Below are 21,713 nucleotides of genomic sequence, written 5' to 3'. Positions count from 1 at the left end.
ATTGATCCAACATACGTTCCATGTGCAGGGCACATAAAGTTTGCGATGAACACCAGAGCGCGTTATTGCTAAAAAAGCTCACCCTATTCACTGGCAAACTTTGACACCAATGCATCGATACCCATGCATCCAATTACCACGTGAGGAAATAATGAAAACAATGAAAAAACCACTGATGCTCGCTTTGACGGCGATCTCCCTGAGTATGACCAGCGCTGTATTTGCACAGTCTGCCCCATCTGCACCGCCGCCGCCACCTATGCATGATAAAGGTGGCATGGATCACGCCAAGTGGGGCGAAAAAATGCAAGAGCGTATGGCCAAGCATCAGGCAGAACTGCATGACAAGCTGAAACTCAGCGCAGCGCAAGAACCTGCCTGGAAAACGTTTATCGACGCGGTCAAACCACCGGCAGGCACGCCGCCAATGCGTCCAGATCCGAAAGAGATGGACAAGTTAAGCACACCAGAGCGCATGGAAAAAATGCTGGGCATGATGAAGGATCGTCAGACCAAAGCCGAAGCGCATCTGGCAGCGTTGAAAACTTTTTACGGCGTACTGACTCCGGAACAGAAAAAAACTTTCGACGAAAGCCATCGTCACATGCATCACCGCATGGGCGGCGAGATGGAACATGGTATGCGTCGTCCTATGGGACATGACGGCAAACCGGATCAGCCGATGATGGACAAAAAATAAGCAAGGATCGCTGGTAAGCATGCCAGCAAACCTTGTCAGCAAAGATTGTCAGCGCTAGTGTTGAATGTCACTCATCATCGTCATTCATCAACGCTACTCATCAACTGCTACTAGCTGCTGAATAAAAAACTCCACCAGACTGCCGCATGCGGTGTTTTGGTGGAGTTTTTATTTGGTCGGAAGAACTTTGCCTGACCGGATGGGCGAGCTGTCCAGCTTCTCTCCGGCACACCACAACATCATGTCAACGGATGCCAGAGAAAAGCTGATGCAGTCTTTAAGCCAGATCGAAACGATCCAGATTCATTACCTTGGTCCAGGCGGCTGCAAAGTCATTGACGAATTTCTGCTGAGAATCGCTTGATGCATACACTTCTGCCAAAGACCTTAGCTGTGAGTTAGAACCAAAGACCAGATCTACCACGGTGCCAGTCCACTTGATGTCGGCCGTACCAGCGCTTGTCCGGTCGCGGCCTTCCAGTACGCCGGCCGATGTGGCGGACTTTTGCCACTTCGTGCCCATGTCGAGCAGATTCACGAAAAAGTCATTGGTCAGAGTCTCAGGTCGCTTGGTGAATACGCCGTGTTTGGCATGTCCGACATTCGCATCCAGAACGCGCAAACCGCCGATCAGCACGGTCAGCTCAGGAGCAGTCAGTCGCATCAATTGGGCTTTGTCTACCAGCAGCTCAGCCGCATGCGCTTCAAGACCTTTACGGATGTAATTGCGGAAGCCATCTGCAATCGGTTCCAGTACCGCGAACGACTCGACATCGGTCTGATCCTGTGAGGCATCCGTACGACCTGGAGTGAACGATACTTTTACATCATGCCCCGCCTTTTTAGCCGCAGCTTCTACCGCAGCAGATCCGCCCAGCACGATCAGATCGGCGAGAGAGATTTTCTTGCCTCCGGATTGTGCTGTATTGAAGTCGTTCTGGATTGCTTCGAGTTTCGCCAGTACCGTTGCCAGTTCTACCGGTTGATTGGCTTCCCAATCCTTTTGCGGTGCCAGGCGAATACGTGCACCGTTTGCACCACCGCGTTTATCACTGCCTCGGAAGGTGGAGGCGGATGCCCATGCGGTATTCACCAATTGAGAGATCGACAGACCAGAGGCTAGCAGCGTCGCTTTCAGCGCACTTACATCCTGTTCATCGACCAGTTTGTGATCCACTGCCGGAACCGGATCTTGCCAGATCAGTTCTTCTTTTGGTACCAGTGGGCCGAGATAACGGGTAATCGGTCCCATATCGCGATGTGTCAGCTTGAACCAGGCACGGGCAAATGCATCCGCGAATTCGGCCGGGTTTTGCATGAAACGGCGTGAGATTTTTTCGTAAGCCGGATCCATGCGCATCGCCATATCCGCTGTGGACATCATCGGTGCATGACGGATAGCTGGATCATGGGCATCGGGCACGGTGCCAGCACCAGTGTCACCTTTGGGCTTCCATTGATGTGCGCCGGCAGGGCTCTTGGTCAACTCCCATTCATAGCCGAACAGCGTTTCAAAATAGCCGTTGTCCCACTTGATCGGATTTGGTGTCCAGGCACCTTCCAGGCCGCTGGTGATGGTGTGCACACCTTTGCCACTACCAAAACTGTTTTTCCAGCCCAGGCCTTGTTCTTCAATGTCCGCACCTTCTGGTTCTGCGCCGACATATTTACCCGGGTCAGCCGCGCCGTGGGTTTTACCAAAGGTATGACCACCGGCAGTGAGCGCGACGGTTTCTTCGTCGTTCATCGCCATGCGGGCAAAGGTGTCACGGATGTCGCGGGCTGAACCGAGCGGGTCTGGGTTACCGTTCGGACCTTCAGGGTTCACGTAAATCAAACCCATCTGCACAGCGGCGAGTGGGTTTTCCAGATCGCGATCGCCGGTATAGCGCTGGTCTCCCAGCCATTTACCTTCAGGTCCCCAGTAGATATCTTCTTCCGGTTCCCAGATATCCGGACGGCCACCAGCAAAGCCAAAAGTCTTGAAGCCCATCGATTCCAATGCCACGTTACCTGTCAGGACGAACAGATCTGCCCATGACAGATTGCGACCGTATTTTTGCTTGATCGGCCAAAGCAAGCGACGCGCCTTGTCCAGATTGCCGTTATCAGGCCAGCTGTTCAACGGTGCGAAGCGCTGTGAGCCGGAGCCTGCGCCACCGCGACCATCGGCGATACGGTAAGTACCCGCGGCATGCCACGCCATACGGATGAAGAAAGGACCATAGTGACCATAGTCGGCTGGCCACCAGTCCTGTGAATCTGTCATCAGCGCGGTCAGGTCTTTAACAACGGCGTGCAGATCAAGTTTTTTAAAGGCTTCAGTGTAATTAAACTCTTCGCCCATAGGATCGGATTTGGCGGAGTGCTGGTGCAGGATATTAAGTTTGAGTTGATTCGGCCACCAATCCGCATTGGCTGGCGCACCTCTGGCGACGGTATTTTTAGCGGCACCACCTGAGAACGGGCATTTTGCTTCGTTTGACATGCGTATCTCCTTAAATTGATTAAAAATTTATTACCAAACTGATTCTAGGGGTCGATTGATGATAGATCAATTCAATTTAAATTATGAAGTCAATTGGTATTTGCTATGACTCTTATGATTCAAGACAGTTATTGTCAAACCGGAGCCATCCCATGCGTTCATGCCATGCAGCATAGTCTTATTTGTTTCATCTGATGCAGATAAAGCGGGACAGGCCTGCTGACGTGAGTACCGGGCTTACCGCCAGTTGCTGAGCCAGTCTTTTAACTGATCCTCGACCATTGGTCGTGCAATGAAAAATCCCTGCCCCTCATGGCAACCCATGGTGCGCAAGACATCCCAGTGGTGTTCGGTTTCTATGCCCTCGGCGATGACATGCAGGTTCAGTTTTTTTCCTAATTGCGTTATCAGTTCGGCGATTCTTGGTCCTTCCGGCGTATCGATCTGATTGACAAATGCCCGGTCGATTTTGAGGCGATCGACTGGTAATTTATCGAGATAACTCAGCGAAGAAAAACCGGTGCCAAAATCATCAATTGCAATTTGTACGCCGATTTTTTTGAGTTTGGTGAGAGACTCTTCAAATACATTGACGCCCGCCATCGTGACGGATTCGGTGATTTCCAGTTCCAGGCTGTGCGGACTAAGGCCGCTGTCACGTAAGGCGGTTTCTACGACGGAAATAAAATCCGGCTGACGAAACTGAATCACCGAGACATTCACACCAATTTTATCCGGCGCAGTACCGGCGCGTTGCAGGCGCACCATGGTAAAACAAGCCGTCCGCAGCACCCAGGCACCCAGGCTGATGATCAGGCCGGAATGCTCTGCCAGCGGGATAAAATCGCCAGGCGGAATCATGTGTCCTTCATCGGTACGCCAGCGTATCAGCGCTTCCAGTCCCGTTATTTTGCGGGTGTGCAGATCGACTTGTGGCTGATACATCAGGAACAAACGTTCGGCATCAAAGGCTTTGTGCAAATGCTGCATCAGGCGCGCGCGCTCCCGGATTTCCACGCCCATTTCGCGGGTAAAAATAGTATAGCTGCCGCGTTGATGACCCTTGGTGCGTTTGAGCGCAATACTTGCGTCTTTTAAGACGTCAGCACCGTCACTCTCATAACCTTGCAGAGCGACCATGCCGATCGACATGGATACCGCATGCGCGGTGTCTTCGATGATGAAGGGCTCGGCAAATACCTGTTTCAGCTTATCCGGATGTAATACGCTTTCCAGCCCCAGCAGACCAAATACATCGCCGGAGATCCGCGCCAGAAAGTTTGTATCACCGAGATCCGTGCGCAGGCGATCGGCAACGGCTTTCAATAACAGGTCACCATAATGATGACCGAGTACATCATTGATTTCAGCAAAATCGTCAATATCAATCAGCGCAACCAGGGCGCGATTTGATTGCGCCTGATGCAGTGCCAAGTCAATCTGTTCTATGAATTTTAGCCGGTTCGGCAGCATCAGTAGCTGATCGCGATAGGCATGTACTTTGAGCTGACTGACCAGGCTCAGATTATCCAGGCAGACACCGAGATTCGAGCAAAACACTTCTAGCAATTGCTGATCGATTTCGGACAGTGCATAAGGTAAATCGATATACGCCGCTAAGGGGCGATTACCCTGACCGGAAAAGAACAAGGTCATATCGTGTTCACCAAACAGAGGTACACGATGTGTCAGCACATATTGCAGGGATTCCCGGATTTTTTTATCGCCAATCGCATCGATAGAGCAATTCATCAAGCCGCTGTAATGACCCGCCGAAGCGATCACACTAAAACGTGGGTTATTGCCTGTGTGATCAAGCTCATCGGCTTGCGCGCACAACAGCCCCTCGGGCGGCACACCACACAGAGCGGCGATCTGCGTAATCACCCCTGCTGCGAATGCCTGTATCCCGTGTTCTACCGTGAATGAGGCACTGGACGTAATAATCTGATGCAGTCCACGACGGCTTGCATCGATGGTGCGTATCTGTTCATACGAACGGATCGCGGCGGTCAGTGCCGTGAGTAACTTTTTGCGCGTCAGCTCGCTTTTGGTTTTGTAGTCGTTGATATCGTAATCGCGGATGGCCTCTTCTTCGGGCGCATAGCCGGGCTGACCAGTGCGTAAGATGATGCGGGTATCGCGCCATTTCAATTCATCCCGGATAAAGCTGACAAGCTCCAGACCGGCATGTTCGGTTTCCATCACGACGTCGAGCAGCACGACGGCGATATCACTGTGCTGGGCGAAGACGTCGCGGGTTTGTTTTTTGGAATAGGTGTGGATAAATTCCAGCGGGCGATTCAGAATTTTGGTATCGAGCAGGGCGAACTTGGTGGTGTGATGCACATCCTCATCATCGTCAACGATGGCGATTTTCCAGGTGCGCAAATTCGGTGGGGAAACCTCATGGTGGTCTTCCAGGATGACCAACTCGTCATCCGGATCACCTGGCATCGTAGACATGTTTCCCCCGCTGAAAGGATTAGGAAATGATGTTTTAAAAGATTATTTGAATGACATGTAAATCAGTAATTCCTAGTATATCCGATAAGCCCGGCCTGCCCATCACAAAAGTCGGTTGTCATGCATAGCGGCGATATGCATCCAGACCAAGTCCCGCGCCAATGCTACCGAACAAGTCTCCTTCGACCTTTTTAGCATCCGGCACGATCGCGCTGATGCGATCACGCAGACCACGCACGCCACTCGATCCCCCGGTAAAAAACACGGTATCGACCTCATCAGGACTGACATCCGCCAGAGACAGCACCTGACTGACAGTGCTGCCAATTTGCCCGGTCAGATGCTGGATCGATTGTTGAAAACCTGCCTGATCAAGACTCAGGATGCAAGGCTCCGTGGGCCGCACCTTGCCACGCAGGCGTTCCAGTGCCAGCTCTATCGTGGCATTGCCGGACAATTGTATTTTGGCTTCTTCAGCCTGGATTGCCAGCCAGTGACCGTCACGTTGTTCGATCAGATGCAATAAGCGTTCAAAGCGCAGTCGGGTTTCTGCTTCCCCGATATCGCGGTAAACATCTTGCAATTCGCGCCAGACTTTTTGGGTGTAAGTCAGATTGATTGTGTGCCAGGTGGCGAGGTTGAAGTAATAACTCGATGGAATATCACTGCTGCTCGCCAGTCGCCCGCCCAGACCCAGCAACGGCATGATGTGAGCCAGGCTTAGGTATTTATCAAAATCAGTACCGCCGATATGTACACCGCCATTTCCCAGAATATCGTCGTAGCGGTCGATGCGGTGTGCACGTTCCGGTGCCAGCCTGACCAGAGAAAAGTCTGACGTACCACCGCCGATATCGGCGATTAAGACCAGTTCTTCTTTACTGATACGTGATTCATAGTCAAATGCGGCGGCGATAGGTTCGTACTGAAACTGGATTTCTTTGAAACCCGCCGCGAGGGCAATTTCTTCTAGCGTATCTTGGGCGAGCTGATCGGCGACCTGATTATCGTCAATGAAGTGTACGGGGCGACCCATCACGGCGCGCTCAAAGTGCTGGCCTGCCGAGCGCTCAGCCCGGTGTTTTAATTCAGTGATGAATTGACTTAACAACTGGCGAAACGGCAGCGAACGACCCAGCACCTCGGTCTGACCTTCCATCAAGCTGGTGCCGAGCAAGCTCTTCATTGAGCGCATCAGGCGTCCTTCGTAGCCAGCCAGATAAGTCGTTAATGCCGCACGGCCATAGCTGACTTCGTCTTCATCGGCGTTAAAAAATACGACAGATGGCAAAGTGAGTTTTTCATCTTCGAGTGCCAGCAAGCTTGGGGTGTGCTCAGGCTGACCTGGCTTATGCCAGGCTACGGTTGAATTTGAGGTACCGAAATCTACTCCACAAGCATGCGACATGAAACTTCCTGATGAAAAACGCGGGGAGCGATTATAGTGTATTTAAACCCAGAGGGAATTATTCTGATGCCTTGCCTGCATCATCGATTCTGACTACCAGCAACTGATCGATGCGATAGTGATCAATATCCACCACTTCAAACTTGTAATGACCCAGCATGACGCAATCCGTGCGTTTGGGGATCTTCTTGAGCATGGTCATCATGAAGCCAGCAATAGTCTCATAGCTACCCTGTTCCGGTAAAGCATCGATTTCCAGCGCTCGGCAGACATCTTCAATGGTCGTCGCGCCGTCGATCAGCCAGGAGTTTGCATCCCGCTGCACGATCTGGTCCTCCATGAACGGATGAACCAGATTTCCCATCAGGGTACTGAGCACGTCATTCAGGGTAATGACGCCGACAACCAGAGCGTATTCATTCAGGATAACGGCGAAATCTTCCCGGGTACCTTTAAACTGCTCGAGCATATCGGACAGCGTCAGTGAGTCCGGCACCACCAGCGCGGTACGCAATGACAGTTCCTGGACTTTAGAAAATGCTTGATTGGTCAGAACCCGCTTTAAGATATCTTTGGATTCGACATAGCCGACCACATTATCGATTTGTCCGTCGCACACCAGAAACTTAGTGTGCGGATGTTCGGCGATTTTTTGACGGATGACGATGTCGCTGTCCTGCAAACTGAAATACACGATGCTGTCGCGTTGCGTCATTGCTGACGGAACCGTGCGGCTCTCCAGCTCAAATACATTACCGATCATATGATGCTCGCGCTCCTGCAATATTCCGGCTTCGGCCCCGGCATCGAACATCGCATAAATTTCATCAGACGTAATTTGCTCGTCTCGCGTGGTCGATACATTACACAATTTGAAAATCAGGTTCGATAAACCGTTGAATATCCAGACCAGCGGCTTGAACAGGCGCACGCACCACAACATCGGTCCAACGACGGTCATTGCGACGGTTTCTGGCGCGGTCATTGCGAGTTTTTTCGGCATCAGATCGGCGAACAGGATGAATAGCGAGGTCACAAACACAAACGAGGTCATAAAACTCGCTGTGTCTACCCAGCTTGCATTCCCAAACACCGAGTGGAACACACTGGAAAAATACGGAGTCAATGCCTGCTCACCCAAAATACCGCCAAGAATCGCGACGCCATTCAGACCGATCTGGACAACCGTAAAGAAGTGACCGGGCTGGGTTTGCAGCTCTAAGACCCTTGCTGCGCGGGCCTCTCCTTCGGATTCAAGCACTTGCAATTTAACTTTGCGTGCCGCCGCCAGAGAAATTTCTGACATAGAAAAAAAGGCGCTGATCGCGACCAGAAGGGCGATAATTAAAAAGTGGTCGAACAAAGCCATACATACTCCGTTACAAAATACATTGTTTGAATCATATACTATTGAGCTTCACCAAATTGCCTGAAAGTCTGATTGCATGACTGCGAATTCCCCACCAACAAGCGCTGCAACACCCCCGGCACCACCGGCTTTACCCACCAATATCCGTTTCGTACTGATTACCGTGTTTCTAGATATTCTCGGTATCGGACTAATAATTCCGGTATTGCCGAGACTGGTTGGGGCGTACTTGCCGCAAGCCGACATGCAGGCGTACTGGTACGGCGCAATCGTCGCGATCTATGGCGTGATGCAGTTTTTTTGCGCACCGGTGATTGGCGCCCTGAGTGATCGGTTTGGCCGGCGTCCGGTGTTGCTGGTTTGTGTGTTCGGTCTGGGAATGAATTTTCTCATGATGACTGCAGTTACCTCGATTTACTGGCTGCTGCTGGTCCGCGCGATCGGTGGTGTCACCGCAGGCAATATTTCGGTTGCCAGTGCATATATCGCCGATGTGTCCGCGCCAAGTGAGCGCAGCAAATCGCTGGGGAAAATCGGTGCGATGTTTGGACTGGGATTTATTTGCGGTCCGGTGTTAGGCGGGGTATTGGGAGAGGCGAATATCCGCTACCCGTTCTATCTGGCCGCAGCCATCTCCATGGCGAATGTGATCTATGGATATTTTTCGTTACCAGAATCCCTGTCGATGCAGAATCGCAAGAATTTTTCTCTGACATCGGCGAACCCGTTTGCCGGTTTATCGGGGCTGGGTCATCTGCGCGGTGTCGGCGCTCTGGTCTGGGTGTATGCGTTCACGATGTTTGCCCAATTTACTTTGCAGACGACCTGGGTACTGTCGACCGAATTGCGCTTTGGCTGGACCCCGATGCAAAACGGATTTTCTTTATTTTGTGTTGGGATATCGAGTGTGGTGATGCAAGGGGTATTTTTAGGCCGCTACATCAAACGCGTTGGTGATGCGAATGCGATTCTGATTGGTCTGGCGTCCTCAGCAACGGCATTAACTTTGTACGGACTGGCGAATCAGGGCTGGATGATGTACGGCCTCATCTTGTGCAATGTACTGGCGTTTGCGACGGGACCGGCGTTACAGGCGATGTTCTCCCGCGCGGTGGATGCACGTTCGCAAGGTGTCGCAATGGGATCGCTGACGGCACTGGCGAGTATCATGAGTGTGGCAGCTACGCTGGCGGGGACGTCGTTGCTGGGTCAGGTGAGTCACCAGCCCAAGGGGAGTCTACTGCTCGGTGCGCCATTCTTTATGGCGGCGACGGTCCAAATGATTGCATTGATTCTGGCATTGCGGCATTTGTATAAACCCGCTACTACCTGAATATTTCCCTGACTTTGCTATAGCATTGTCAAATCAAAAAAAGCCTGATGGATACGTATCTGTCAGGCTTTTTTGTTGAATGCGCTATTGCCAAGCCGGGATTGACCTGGAAATGATTAACGACATGTTTTTAGCTAAAAAATGGGGAGAGCCTGTCAGATCCTTTTCGGCGACGCGATACAGCAATCAGTGAGCACAGACCTAGTAAGGACAACGTTAGAGAAGCAGGCTCAGGCACCTTGTTGGTAATTTCCAACGGCTGGTCCGATGGACTGGCCGCAGTCAAACCGGTCATATCACCGATCGTCGTCGTAAAAGTATGCGTCGCATCAATGCTCGCGCCGAACTTGGCCCATAAGCCAAGATAAGAATCAATGAAGTAATAGCGGCCAGTTTGAAGATTAAAATTGAGATTGTTACTCAAAGGGCTGCCAAGCACGTCGCCAGAATCAAAGGACGCTTCCAGCTGATACCCTGCGCCAGTCAAAAATGCTTGGTCTGAGAAGTTTTGAAATTCCGCAGACGGTGTCACGTCAAAACTCGTAGTTAAGAGGGAGAAGACGCGTACCGTACCCGTAACGAAGCTGGCAGCGGTATCACCCGAGGTATCGAACAAGGATTTGCCAATCAAATCTGTGGCAGTAAAATTAATTGCAGCATTGAGCGTGCGATTGCTGCTACCCAGGCCGTCCCAGCTATAGCTTTGCAAGGCTTCTGAATGTGAAGAGACACGTGCATATGGTAGTGAAGTAAAGGCACCTTGCTTGATGGTCAGCACGCCTAGCGCGCCCGAGGCATCGACATAGGAACGGGTTTGATCCAGCCCAGAACTTGCCAACGTACTGGTTGTGAGGTTCGATGCGACCAGGCCGCCATAATTACCGTCGTAGGTTTCTTCTACTTTGGTAGAGGAAAAATCACCGCTGGCTTCGCATTTATCTGGCACCGTCGAGCCTAATACCCGGCTGGCGGCGCTTCTGCAATCGCGTACAAAAGAGAAGGTATGCGCTGCATTTGAGACAGTGATGGCGAACGCAGGTGCGCTGCTAAACATAAGAATGCCTGCGACTGCACAAAACAAACGGGAAACGATAGGTTGAGCCATGTTAGTACTCCTGTTTTGAGTCAAAGTGGGATATCTGAGACCGATGCACTGATCAAGCCTTGAGCGATTCACTGACTGAATACCGACTGAAATTCGCCTTTGAATTGAGGTATCAGGCGTAAAGCAAAAATGGTGCCAAAAATATAACTATCCTATGAGAAGGACATATTGGCTTTACTACAGGAAGGGAATTTTGAAGAGGCGTAAGAAATACCGACAGTTCAACAGGGCGGTGCCTGTCTTAAACCCGGATTTCTATCAGATCGCGATTACTTTATACGTCGTCACAATGCAGACGGCATGCCGTGTTGAGGGAAGTACTAACATCGCGCTGTAAGCGAGTGTGGGTGTGGGTGTGGGTGTGAGTGTGAGGGTCACAGCAGCAATTGTGTATCGGACCAAGCAGATCAACCAGCCGAACCAGTTCATCAAATACACATTTGCCGCTGTTTCAATGGTCAATCGCTAGTGACCCGACGTCAGGCGAACATTCAGGTCGTCGCGTTCTTCCATATTCTCGACTTCACCGTTCAGACGCTGATGAAGTTTCAGCTCATCGACATCATTCCCCCATTTGCCGACGACGATCGTTGCAACACCATTACCAACCAGATTCGTCAGCGCACGTGCCTCTGACATAAAGCGGTCAATACCGAGGATCAAGGCCAGACCCGCAACCGGAATACCGCCGACGGCTGATAAGGTTGCTGCCAGTACGATAAAACCGCTACCGGTAATTCCCGCAGCACCTTTTGACGTCAGCAACAAGACGGCCAGCAAGGTCACCTGTTGCATAAGGCTCATCGGCGTATCAGTAGCTTGCGCAATGAATACAGCAGCCATGGTCAGATAAATAGATGTGCCGTCAAGATTGAATGAATACCCTGTTGGAATCACCAGACCGACTACGGATTTTTTTACACCAAGATTTTCCAGCTTGGCGATCATGCCTGGCAAGGCGGATTCTGAGGACGAGGTACCGAGTACGATCAGTAATTCTTCCTTGATGTATTTAACGAATTTCCAGATGCTGAAGCCATGTACTTTTGCAATCGTACCGAGTACAACAAACACAAAAATCAGGCATGTTGTATAGAAAGCCGCCATTAGTTGCGCCAGCGGTAGCAGTGAGGCGATACCGAATTTACCGATCGTATAGGCCATCGCGCCGAAGGCACCGATAGGCGCGACTTTCATGATGTAGCCGACGATCACGAACAGCACATGAGAGAATTTTTCGATCACATCAAATACCAACGTGCCGCGACCACCAAAGCGATGCAGGGCAAAACCGAATAAGACCGCGATCAGCAGGACTTGCAAAATCTCCCCTTTGGCAAAGGCATCCACGAGTGTCGTCGGAATAATCGACATCAGGAAGTCTGTCGTCGTCTGCATCTTGCCAGGCGCCGTATAGCTGGCGATTTCTTTGGTACTCAGGGCTGACGCATCAATATGCATACCAGCGCCAGGCTGCCAGAGGTTGACCACGATCAGGCCGACGATCAGGGCAAGTGTGCTGACGACTTCAAAATACAGTAAAGCCATGCCACCGGTTTTGCCGACTTTTTTCATGTCTTCCATGCCGGCGATGCCGACGACGACTGTGCAGAAAATGATCGGTGCAATCATCATCTTGATCAGCTTGATGAAGCCATCGCCGATCGGCTTCATGGCAGCACCAGATTCTGGATAATAGTGACCCAGCAGCACGCCGATGATGATGGCAGTGATGACCTGGAAATAGAGGGAACGGTACAGCGGCGGTTTTTTCATCTGGTGTCTCCAGTGTTGTTATCGGTTGCCGCTGACAGGGGTTTGTTACAAGCTTGTCGCGACAGTGTGGTCGGGAACGGATCCCTGAACTGCCGCCATTATGAAAACTTCGTGACATCATGCCTATTGTGGGTTTCCACACGTGTTACTGCGGAAACTTCGTATCAGAGCACAAGTGATTGTGCAAACAGATCGTGCAGGTCGTCAGCTGGCTCAGGCGGCGATATGCAGGCTCTGCTGTGCCAGCCTTGTGATGATCTGGCCTAAGCTGCGTAAAGCGCTGTCGAGTTCGTCCGAATAATGCATGCCGCAGTTCAAACGTAAAAAATGGTTAAAACGATTTGAATTGGAATACAACAGACCCGGTGATACCAGTATCCCCTGCTCCAGCGCGGCGTCGAATACCGCTTTGGACGAGAGTTTGTGCGGCATTTCTACCCACACCGAGATGCCGCCGTCCGGCACGGTGAGTCGGGTTCCCTCTGGAAAATAGGCGGCAATCCCTTCAGCTATCCGTTCTCGTTGCTGGGTCAGAATATGACGCAGGCGACGCAGATGTCGGTCGTAGGCGCTGGAGTTGATGAATTCTGCCAGAACAATTTGCGACCACTCTTCGTTGTAGCGGGTTTGTGCATATTTCAACATGCTGACCCGCGCATGCCAGCGTCCGGCGACCATCCAGCCTATGCGCAGGCCGGGAGCAAGAATTTTATGCAACGATGCGCAATAAATGACGTTGCCGGTTTTATCCCAGTGCTTGGCGCTGGTCAGAGCGTTATCGACGTTTGCCAGTGCACTGTAGGAATCATCTTCGATCAGCGGGATATGTTGCGCTTCGCAGAGTTCAACCAGCCGCTGTTTATGGCTGTCCGGCATGATGCTGCCCAGCGGATTTTGCAAATGCGGCACCACCACCACGGCTTTGATGTTGTCGTAAGTCTGCATCGCCAGTTCCAGCGCTTCTATCGAGATACCGGTTTGCGGACTGGTCGGGATTTCCAGTGCCTTCATGCCGAGGCTTTCCAGCACTTGCAACAAACCGTAGAAGGTCGGCGATTCGACCGCAATAATGTCGCCGGCCTGAGCGACGGCGCGCAGCGCCAGATTCAGTGCTTCAATACAACCGAGCGTCACCACCACATCGTCGGGCGCAATGCTGACACCCATACCGAGCGCCCGTTTGGCGAGGGCAGTTTTGAGTTCTTTATTGCCACCGGGAGAGATCGCCTTGGTCAGCAATTGCGGCCGCTGACGCAGCGTACGTATCGCCAGGTTTTTGAGTTCTTCTTGCGGGTACATATCCGGTGCGCCAGTCGCTCTGGCCAGATTTACTTTTATCGGCCTCTGTCCCTGTGCAATGATGGCTGATACCCGCTCGTGTATCCCGACAAACTGTGCTGGATCGATCGGCGCATTGACAACAGGCTCCGCCACCGGCACCAGACTCACGCGGCGTGGTTGACGGACAAAATAACCAGAGCGCGGACGCGCCTCCAGCCAGCCTTCGGTTTCTAACTGGCGACACATTTGCAACGCGGTCGACAGGCTGACATCGTGTAATTGCATGAGCTTGCGCACCGACGGCATACGTTCACCGGTGGCCAGCGTACCGGCCTTGATGGCTGACAGATAATGTGCTGCCAGACGCCGATACAGAGGCAACTCCTGAGCCTGCGTCTGAAATGTGTGGTGTTTGTTCATGCAGTGATCATGCGCCCGGTCATACGGACTGAACAGATACAGTTGATCTAAATGCATACAATAACAGATGCAAAAATCTCTGTTTGCACCGATGCAGTTAGTACTTTCTTGTGCCTGTTATGTTCACACGGCTTTCCCTATTCTGATCATCATCTGTCTCCATCACGCTGACAGACTCATTTACATGATTATTCACATGATTTCCAGAACAGGAGTACCTCATGCACATCACTACCTTGCAGTCCGCACAGTCCTATCAGACCTACTTATTCCAAGGGTCACAACTCCATCTGAACGTCGGTAGCATCGTCATCAAAGAGGCACCTCTCAGTCTGGATGCTTGTGCTTATGTGCCGCAGATTGTTCTGACCGAGGGGGCAACTTATACGGTACAGCGCAGCGGCTGGCTGCAAATCTGTGCGCAAAAACGCTGTGAATTTTTGATCGAATTACCCGAAACAGGCATGAGGGTATTGCTACTGGCACGGATGAAGCAGACTGCGCTCAAAGCTATTGCTGTCGTCACGCGCCGCCTTCGTCTGGGTTAAGTCGCTTGATTGAGTTTGAGGAATTAAGCAATGATGCGGCAACTGGTTCACCTACATGATCTTGTAGGTGTGCTTAGTGCGCGATCAGTAAGAATTCGGTGAGAGTTCAGTCGGAGAACGCGCACTCCTGCATAATGAGTGTAGCAAGGCCAGCAAGATCATTCTCTGCATGACAATCAACATGCAAATCACCGTCTATCCTTGAGGAGAACGATGTACTCCGCATCATTTATCTACGAAGTAAAAGGTCTGGACGATGAATACCATCGTTTGGATCAACTGATCGAAGAAGTCGCCCATACCTTACCGGGTTTTCTCGGTGCCGAAGTCTGGCACTCGCCGGATGGTAAGAGAAATAATGCGATTTATTACTGGAAAGATCTGGATACGCTGAAAGCATTTTCAGAGCATCCCCGGCATATGGAAGCCAAGCGTCAGTATGCCCGCTGGTATGCGGGCTTCCACATAGTGATTTCTGAAGTGATACGGTCTTACGGCGACGCTGCGTTTGGGCATATCACGTCGGATCAGCGGCAGGAGTAACTGTCGTATTGTTTATATGGCGCAACCCGGATATTTTTGATCCGGCCATACTGCCTCAGCGTTCGTTCGGATTACCGAAAAACTCTTTCATCATGAAGTTCTCTAGCTCGGCTGTGTCTTGCGGACGGGCGGACAGGTTGATGACGCGACCAAGGCGGCGTGAATCCCAGCTGAAGTCGCCCTGGTATTCTTCACGGATCAGTAGAATCATGCGGCGGATGATTGCCAGTTCGATATTGCCGCCCAGACCGGCATCGACTTCGATGACTTTTTTGAAGCTGTTTTGCCGGCTCGGTTTCCAGCCCCGGAAAGAGAAGGTCGCCATGCGCGTGCTCTTGCTGAGGATCTGGAACACCCCGCTGGTACCTTCGCGGTTATTCGCTTGTTGCATACTGCGGCGGACATTGGCTTCGGCAACTTCTTGCGGGCTCATGCCGCGTGGTCCCTGGCGTGCAGCTTCATTCTCTTGAGCCGCAGCTTCTTCGGCAGCACGGCGACGTTCGCGGGCGGCGGTCAGCATGCTCATCATGTCCGGCTGCTGAATGGCATCGGGCAGCGGCGTGGGTGTTGGCGGTGCGTCGGCTACGGCTTCTTGCGGTGGTTGCGGTTTGGTGATCGGTTTTGGTTTAACTGCCGGACGTGGTTTAGGCTGTTCTTTTTGCTTTTCGATGTTCGCCATTTTGGTCATCGTATCTTTATCCAGCATCAGTACGATGGCGCTTTCAGGCTGTTCCTTGTCGCCTTCTTTTTTTACTGGCTTGTGGGTCAGGATGAAGTAGAGCAGTAGCGCATGGATCAGCAGCGCGAGCAAAACCGCCAGACCATTGGCTGGGCGGAAACGGATATGCAGATGGATTTCGCCCGGTTCAGCTAATTCCTGTTGATTGCTCTCGACGTAAAACTTCATGTAGTGATAATGCCAGACCTAAGATAAACCCAATTCAGAAGCGGCAAGGATAACCGATTGCCGCCTAAACACATGTAACAAAATTTATCGACAAAATTGCTGATAAAGTTGCCGGTAAAGTTGCCGGTAAAGTCACTGCTAACGGCATCACTACAGTCATCAATAACATCAGCAACTAAGGTAGATGTAGACCGCTAATGAGAAGCTGAACGAGCCCTGATTCGCCTCCATCAAACTAGCCCGAACCAGCCAAGAACCGCGCCCAGTGCCAGCAGCCATAACAGATGCAAACGGGTGCGCCAGACCACCAGGCAGCAGACCGCAGTCAGCAGCCACAAAGGCCAGTCCTTAGCCGGGATATTGTGCGCGGCGGCCATGATCCAGCCAGTTGCCAGCAAGAGTCCGACCACGATCGGTGCCATACCTAATTTGAATGCCCGCACACCGCGCAAATCACGATTCTTATGACCCCAGTTCGCCGCCATGTAGGTCAGCGTTGTGCTCGGTATCATGATGCCGCTCATGGTCACAAGCATGCCGAGCAAGGCGTTCCAGCTATTGCCGGTGTTCATGCCGACATTCCAGCCCATCAAGGCGATGAACAGTACGTTGGGACCGGGTGCAGCCTGCGCCAGCGCAATGGAGGAATTGAATTGCGCATCGGTCAGCCAGTGTTGTTGCGTGACCAGATACCGGTGCATGTCGGGTAAGGTAGAAATCGCTCCGCCTACCGACAGCATCGATAGCATCATGTAATGCAGCAGGAGATTGAACCAGTCGCCTGCTTGCATGCTGAAATGCAAGGCGGGAGCGATTGCGCTGTTTGCCAGACCGGTGATCGCAGGACTACTCATTTATTTCCCCAGGCGTTGATATGCCAGTGTGCAGGCAATGCTGCCCAGACCCAGCAGAACATAGGCCAGCGGCAGATGCAGCAAGGCGACCCCGACGAAGCACAGCGCACATAACAGCACGCAGATCGTCAGTCCGATGGGATTGGATTTGAGCGCCGGAAACAGACGCAGGCCGGACGCGAGAATCAACCCGGCGGTAACAGCGCCCATGCCGCGCAGTGCGCCGGTAACACCCGGATGATCGGCAAACTGCGCATATACCAACGCCAGCAATAAGATGATCAGTAAAGGAATGGTGAGCATGCCTGCCAGCGCCGCCATGGCACCGGCCAGGCCAAAATACCGGTTACCTATCATCATCGACAGATTCACCACATTCGGTCCCGGCATGATCTGCGCGACGGCCCAGTCTTCGATGAACTCTTCGCGGCTTAGCCAGCGTTTTCGTTCGACCAATTCCATCTGCACGATCGCCTGCACTCCGCCAAAGCCTTGCAGCGCGAGTAAGGTGAAAGAAATAAATAAATCGCGGACAGAGGCTGGTTGCGGGCGGGGTACGACGGGATCTGGATTCATAAACTAAGCGTTGACGCTGGAGATAAGACTTAAACCGGAATTTTCCATTTTTTCTTTAGACACGCCCCAAATAAGATTTGAGTGCTAACTGCGCATTGGTGCTTTTGTTGAGGTTCTTGCTTGCTCATAATCAGCCATGAGCGTCCCATTTACGCCAAATTCACCAAATTCACGCCAAAACTATCTTGACAAATGCATCCATCATTTTCTCAAATTCTCATGCACAATTCCGGTTAAAAAAAGCGCAAACTACGACGGCAATGAAGGCAGTAAGATCGAATTTTTACTATACTCCCCCTTATGACTATATAAAACAAGCCTAATCCGCAAGTTTTACGTAGGATTTAAAAATATACTGATATGGAGTATATTTTTATGTAGGAGTAAGAAATAACGATAATCCCTCATTGTAAAGCAGCGTTGACCGGCTCGTCAGACGCGTATTTCTTTTGCAAATCGTTGGGTCCTACATGCCAGGATGCGGACCAGGACAATGCACGCAAGATAAAAACAGTTTTACTTTTTATGGTCTTCCCGCTTGTGGTGCGCACGGATTCTGGCACGCCATTCTCCCAGCGCCGTCAGCGCGCCCTGAAATTCGCGTTCAATCAGGTCGGCTTCTGCTACCGTAATGACCCCATCCATCAAGGCATCGGACACCACCTCGGCGACACTGCCGACCTGGCTCATCACGCGACAGACGGTTTGTGATAAATCGTCGTCGCTGATCTGATCCGGTTCCGGCACCACAAAAGCGGCCATCCCGTGCCGTCCTAGTAAGGCATGCAAGGGTAGCAGCGCATCTTTGACCCCTGCCTGACGACATAGTTCGACGATTTGCGATAACTCTTCAAACGACGGGTAATGCGATTCGATGCCCGGTGCGAGTTTATTTCGCAACACATTCACCGACACTTCCAGGCGCGCAGCCAGCGCTTCTAGCCCGCCGGGATAGGCACGCGCCACTTTATACAGAGCGTCATGCTGATTCATATCCGAGTACTTACGCGTCATGGTGATTTTCCCTTTTTATTACCGATGCGATTTGTCTTTTTGCTCACTATGCTTCGTTTTAACAAATCTTCACACAATGTTTTGAGTGAACAGATTGTACAGAGTTGCAGATAACTTAACCACGGACGCACGCAATGAACTTACTGAAAACCCAGCTCAGCAAAGCGATGATCACCAGCCTGATCGTCCTGATGCCGGTGATCTCGATCAGCCATGTCGCGTATGCCGGTACGGCGAGTCGTTCGAGCGGTTCCTCACATAGTTTTAAAGGTGGATTCTCTTCGCAAAAAAGTGCGATGAGCCGCAGCAGTAATAGCGGCACGATCAGTGGCAGCAACGGCAATGTCGCTACCGACCGCAAAGCGGGCAACAGCAGTTTCGGTAGTTTTGGCTCGTCATCTACGGCAACACCGGCAGCACCGGCCAAATCGACCTCAGCACTGAACCGTGATATGGACAATAGCCGCTCGCAAGCGACTGCGATGAAAAACCTTGATGCCCGCAATGGCAAAAATAATGATGCGGAGCGCAACCTCAGCGTGACGGGCAAGCCTTTAGAGCCGGTACGAACCGGCTTCGGCAACACGACACCCGCAGCGCAATCAGGTGCAGGCGCGAATGCCAACTGGACCGGTAATACAAATGCGGGCGCTGCGGCAACACCAGCTATATCAGCAGTACCGCAGACCATCATCGTCCAGCGTGAACACAGTTCGATGGGCGGTATGTTCATGGGCTTTATGCTGGGTCAGGCCATGAGCCGTCCGCATACCACCGTGAATGTAGATAACCGTCCGCGTGACACGCTACCCATGGACAGCAACAACACCAATCGCAACAGTCAAACCCCCGATGCGACGAATAAAGGAGGCACAGATCAAGCCACAGTTGCCAAAGCTAAACCAGAGGAATCCGAGTCCTTCGGATGGACATTGTTACGCACTACGCTCTGGGTAGCCTTACTAGGCGGGCTGGGTTGGATGATCTACCAATGGAGGCAAGTCAGCAAACGTCGTCAGGAAATTCGCAGTAACTACACTTTAGGAAAGGTATAAACCGCATCATGGCCTGGAAAGATGCCTATCAATATGCCGGAAAATTATTCGGCAAACATAGCAATACCACAGTTGCCAGTGCTGAAAGTCAGCATCAGCAGGCAGCACGTGAAGATGTGAACCTGCCTTTACGCGCCCGCATCGGCGGCGTTGTGAACTTGCAAAAAACACCGTTCATCCGTGCAGTAAGCCAGGGGTCGCTGATCAGTATGCCGGAAGAGAAAGACGCATTGATCCGGGCCATCAGCCGGGTACGTCTGGACATTGCCGGTAGCCTTTACCGCTATTACCTGCTGACCGGTGATCAGGATGATAAAGAGTGTTTTATCCAGTTGTATCAGAACGATGCAGGCGATATTTCTGAGCTCATGTACTACAGCCGCCTGACTCGTCTGATCCCCGAAAGTAGTGAAGATCAGGAAGCCTATTCGGGATCAGCGGGTTACGGCCTGGGTGACCGTAGTTATACCTTATGGCGTGAGCAGCTCACTGGCTTGGCCTGGGATGAGGCCAGTCTGGATAGCATTTTCGGTGATGCCGGTCATCTCGACTACAGCCGTGACGCCGGTGATCCGCTGAGTGATTTCGTCGCACCGTTCCAGGCTCAGGAAAGTCGGATCGACGACGCCAGCGGTCAGCATGGACTGATACAGGACCTGATCTTTATGCCGTATAGCCGTGCACTGGAAGGACAGCGCGAGAGTTTATTAATTAGTACCGAGATCGTCAGAAGTCAGGATGGTGACAGCAATCGCCGTCAGATCCACGTCGATTTCATGATAGGGATTCCAGTAGAACTGGATCGGTTGCTGATCCAATAAACGGCATATCAGCAATCGTTACGTAGCAAGGCAACACAGCAGCAGAGCGGTCAATTTTTACAATACAACGTAGTACCTTTAATTCCTTGAGAGGATACAAAATGAGCAATTTGAATGGTTGGGGCCTGACAGCACGCTTGATCTCCAAACACTTTGGCGTATTAGGCGACAAAGTCTCCGAAGCGATTGCCAATTTCGACCCGGAGACCGCAACAGAAGCAGACCGTGATCGGCTGGCTGACACACTTAGAGAAAGCGCCCAAAAACTCGCGACAGCACGCGCCGCCTTTGACAAAGAACATACCGACGTTGTCAAACTGCGCGAGCTGATCGCCAACGATGAAAAAGCCTCCGGCACTTTGGCCGAACGGCTGGCATCTGGTCAGATTTCGGAAGCAACCGTCAGCTTGTTTTGCGATGAGCTCGAAGCCAACAAATCGCGTTTGCCGTTAGAGTTGCAAGAAGAAATCGACGCACAAGAGTATATGAACGAATTACAAAAAATCGTTGATGCCTTGTCTAAACAATTAGCGGATTTCGATGCGGCAGCAAAGAAAGCCTTACAAAACCTGGCTAGCGCCAAAGCGCAAAAAGATTTGCAGGAATTGCGTGTAGAGCGTCAAGGTCAACTCGCGAATTTGTCTGGAATGAAAGGACAATCAAGCGCGCTGAACGCCCTGACCCGTCGTGCACAAACCGTCAGCAACGAGGCAGCAGGAATGCGCATCGTGGCCGACATCGGTCAGAAGCCACTTGATCAGGCAGCAGAGATTGAGGCTATCCGTAAATCGGTGAGTCAGGCAGATACCGCTGGCGAAACTACCTTGCAACGCTTACAGCGCTTGTCGGGCAAACCTGCTGAGGTCAGTGCAGCAGCCTAGTTGTCTCAGGCGGCATGCCTAGTTGAGTCATTTTCTGAGGTGATTTGAGATTATTGGAGTTTGGTTGAGCTTGGTTAAATGAGGATGCAATTCGTAAAAACGGATTGCATCTTTTTTATATCGTCATTGAGTGTTGCATCATCACTGCCTGCGCTGACGCCTTGGAAT

Annotated in this window: 18 protein-coding genes; 7 read left to right on the top strand and 11 right to left on the bottom strand. The window is 51.7% G+C overall.

Features of this window, described 5'->3' with window-relative positions; translation table 11 throughout:
- The first annotated feature begins 151 nt into the window (after positions 1–151).
- Positions 152–700, top strand: coding sequence for a Spy/CpxP family protein refolding chaperone (locus ACO0K3_RS11540; protein WP_422984707.1), 549 nt, complete (start codon positions 152–154; stop codon positions 698–700).
- 277 nt (positions 701–977) lie between these two features.
- Here ACO0K3_RS11540 and katG read toward each other — a convergent pair whose 3' ends face one another.
- The 4 genes from katG to ACO0K3_RS11520 all read right to left on the bottom strand — a co-directional run bounded on the left by katG (position 978) and on the right by ACO0K3_RS11520 (position 8,431).
- Positions 978–3,188 (bottom strand): catalase/peroxidase HPI, encoded by a 2,211-nt coding sequence (gene katG, locus ACO0K3_RS11535; RefSeq protein ID WP_422984705.1) that lies wholly within the window; start codon positions 3,186–3,188, stop codon positions 978–980.
- Between the two features lie 237 nt (positions 3,189–3,425).
- A complete protein-coding gene (locus tag ACO0K3_RS11530) occupies positions 3,426–5,654 on the bottom strand; it encodes a bifunctional diguanylate cyclase/phosphodiesterase (protein ID WP_422984703.1) in 2,229 nt (742 codons plus the stop codon).
- Positions 5,655–5,772: 118 nt separating this feature from the next.
- Entirely contained in the window at positions 5,773–7,062 is a 1,290-nt protein-coding gene (locus ACO0K3_RS11525; protein WP_422984701.1) for an Hsp70 family protein, read from the bottom strand.
- Positions 7,063–7,120: 58 nt separating this feature from the next.
- Positions 7,121–8,431, bottom strand: a complete 1,311-nt coding sequence (locus ACO0K3_RS11520) for a hemolysin family protein (RefSeq protein ID WP_422984699.1) — start codon at positions 8,429–8,431, stop codon at positions 7,121–7,123.
- A 76-nt stretch (positions 8,432–8,507) separates the two neighbouring features.
- Here ACO0K3_RS11520 and ACO0K3_RS11515 point away from each other — a divergent pair, with 76 nt between their 5' ends.
- The gene (locus ACO0K3_RS11515) at positions 8,508–9,764 is read left to right on the top strand and encodes a TCR/Tet family MFS transporter (RefSeq protein WP_422984697.1); all 1,257 of its coding nucleotides are present in this window, start codon (positions 8,508–8,510) and stop codon (positions 9,762–9,764) included.
- Positions 9,765–9,894: 130 nt separating this feature from the next.
- On the opposite strand, the gene ACO0K3_RS11510 is transcribed toward ACO0K3_RS11515, so the two are convergent.
- The 3 genes from ACO0K3_RS11510 to ACO0K3_RS11500 all read right to left on the bottom strand — a co-directional run bounded on the left by ACO0K3_RS11510 (position 9,895) and on the right by ACO0K3_RS11500 (position 14,346).
- Complete coding sequence (locus tag ACO0K3_RS11510) at positions 9,895–10,869, bottom strand: PEP-CTERM sorting domain-containing protein (protein WP_422984695.1); 975 nt, start codon at positions 10,867–10,869, stop codon at positions 9,895–9,897.
- A gap of 465 nt (positions 10,870–11,334) precedes the next feature.
- A complete protein-coding gene (locus ACO0K3_RS11505; RefSeq protein ID WP_422984693.1) occupies positions 11,335–12,645 on the bottom strand; it encodes a dicarboxylate/amino acid:cation symporter in 1,311 nt (436 codons plus the stop codon).
- A gap of 213 nt (positions 12,646–12,858) precedes the next feature.
- The gene (locus ACO0K3_RS11500; protein ID WP_422959289.1) at positions 12,859–14,346 is read right to left on the bottom strand and encodes a PLP-dependent aminotransferase family protein; all 1,488 of its coding nucleotides are present in this window, start codon (positions 14,344–14,346) and stop codon (positions 12,859–12,861) included.
- A 221-nt stretch (positions 14,347–14,567) separates the two neighbouring features.
- On the opposite strand from ACO0K3_RS11500, the gene ACO0K3_RS11495 reads away from it, so the two are divergent.
- Positions 14,568–14,894 (top strand): hypothetical protein, encoded by a 327-nt coding sequence (locus tag ACO0K3_RS11495; RefSeq protein ID WP_422984691.1) that lies wholly within the window; start codon positions 14,568–14,570, stop codon positions 14,892–14,894.
- Positions 14,895–15,107: 213 nt separating this feature from the next.
- Positions 15,108–15,437, top strand: coding sequence for an antibiotic biosynthesis monooxygenase family protein (locus tag ACO0K3_RS11490; protein WP_422984689.1), 330 nt, complete (start codon positions 15,108–15,110; stop codon positions 15,435–15,437).
- A gap of 55 nt (positions 15,438–15,492) precedes the next feature.
- Here ACO0K3_RS11490 and ACO0K3_RS11485 read toward each other — a convergent pair whose 3' ends face one another.
- The 4 genes from ACO0K3_RS11485 to ACO0K3_RS11470 form a co-directional block, all read right to left on the bottom strand.
- Complete coding sequence (locus ACO0K3_RS11485; RefSeq protein WP_422984687.1) at positions 15,493–16,344, bottom strand: hypothetical protein; 852 nt, start codon at positions 16,342–16,344, stop codon at positions 15,493–15,495.
- A 230-nt stretch (positions 16,345–16,574) separates the two neighbouring features.
- Positions 16,575–17,198, bottom strand: coding sequence for a chromate transporter (locus ACO0K3_RS11480; protein WP_422984685.1), 624 nt, complete (start codon positions 17,196–17,198; stop codon positions 16,575–16,577).
- Positions 17,199–17,774 (bottom strand): chromate transporter, encoded by a 576-nt coding sequence (locus ACO0K3_RS11475; protein ID WP_422984683.1) that lies wholly within the window; start codon positions 17,772–17,774, stop codon positions 17,199–17,201.
- A gap of 516 nt (positions 17,775–18,290) precedes the next feature.
- Positions 18,291–18,788 carry a phage regulatory CII family protein gene (locus tag ACO0K3_RS11470; protein ID WP_422955125.1) on the bottom strand — a complete coding sequence of 166 codons (498 nt, stop codon included), beginning with the start codon at positions 18,786–18,788 and terminating at the stop codon, positions 18,291–18,293.
- Positions 18,789–18,922: 134 nt separating this feature from the next.
- On the opposite strand from ACO0K3_RS11470, the gene ACO0K3_RS11465 reads away from it, so the two are divergent.
- The 3 genes from ACO0K3_RS11465 to ACO0K3_RS11455 all read left to right on the top strand — a co-directional run bounded on the left by ACO0K3_RS11465 (position 18,923) and on the right by ACO0K3_RS11455 (position 21,545).
- Positions 18,923–19,843: a hypothetical protein gene (locus ACO0K3_RS11465; protein ID WP_422984681.1), complete on the top strand. Its 921-nt coding sequence runs from the start codon at positions 18,923–18,925 to the stop codon at positions 19,841–19,843.
- An 8-nt stretch (positions 19,844–19,851) separates the two neighbouring features.
- A complete protein-coding gene (locus ACO0K3_RS11460; RefSeq protein ID WP_422984679.1) occupies positions 19,852–20,664 on the top strand; it encodes a DUF2491 family protein in 813 nt (270 codons plus the stop codon).
- Between the two features lie 101 nt (positions 20,665–20,765).
- Entirely contained in the window at positions 20,766–21,545 is a 780-nt protein-coding gene (locus ACO0K3_RS11455; protein ID WP_422984677.1) for a hypothetical protein, read from the top strand.
- Positions 21,546–21,713 lie beyond the last annotated feature (168 nt).

The sequence above is a fragment of the Undibacterium sp. Rencai35W genome (assembly GCF_049340185.1).
In the GTDB taxonomy this organism is placed as follows: Bacteria; Pseudomonadota; Gammaproteobacteria; order Burkholderiales; family Burkholderiaceae_D; genus Undibacterium.
This window is presented reverse-complemented; position numbering and strand designations above follow the sequence as displayed.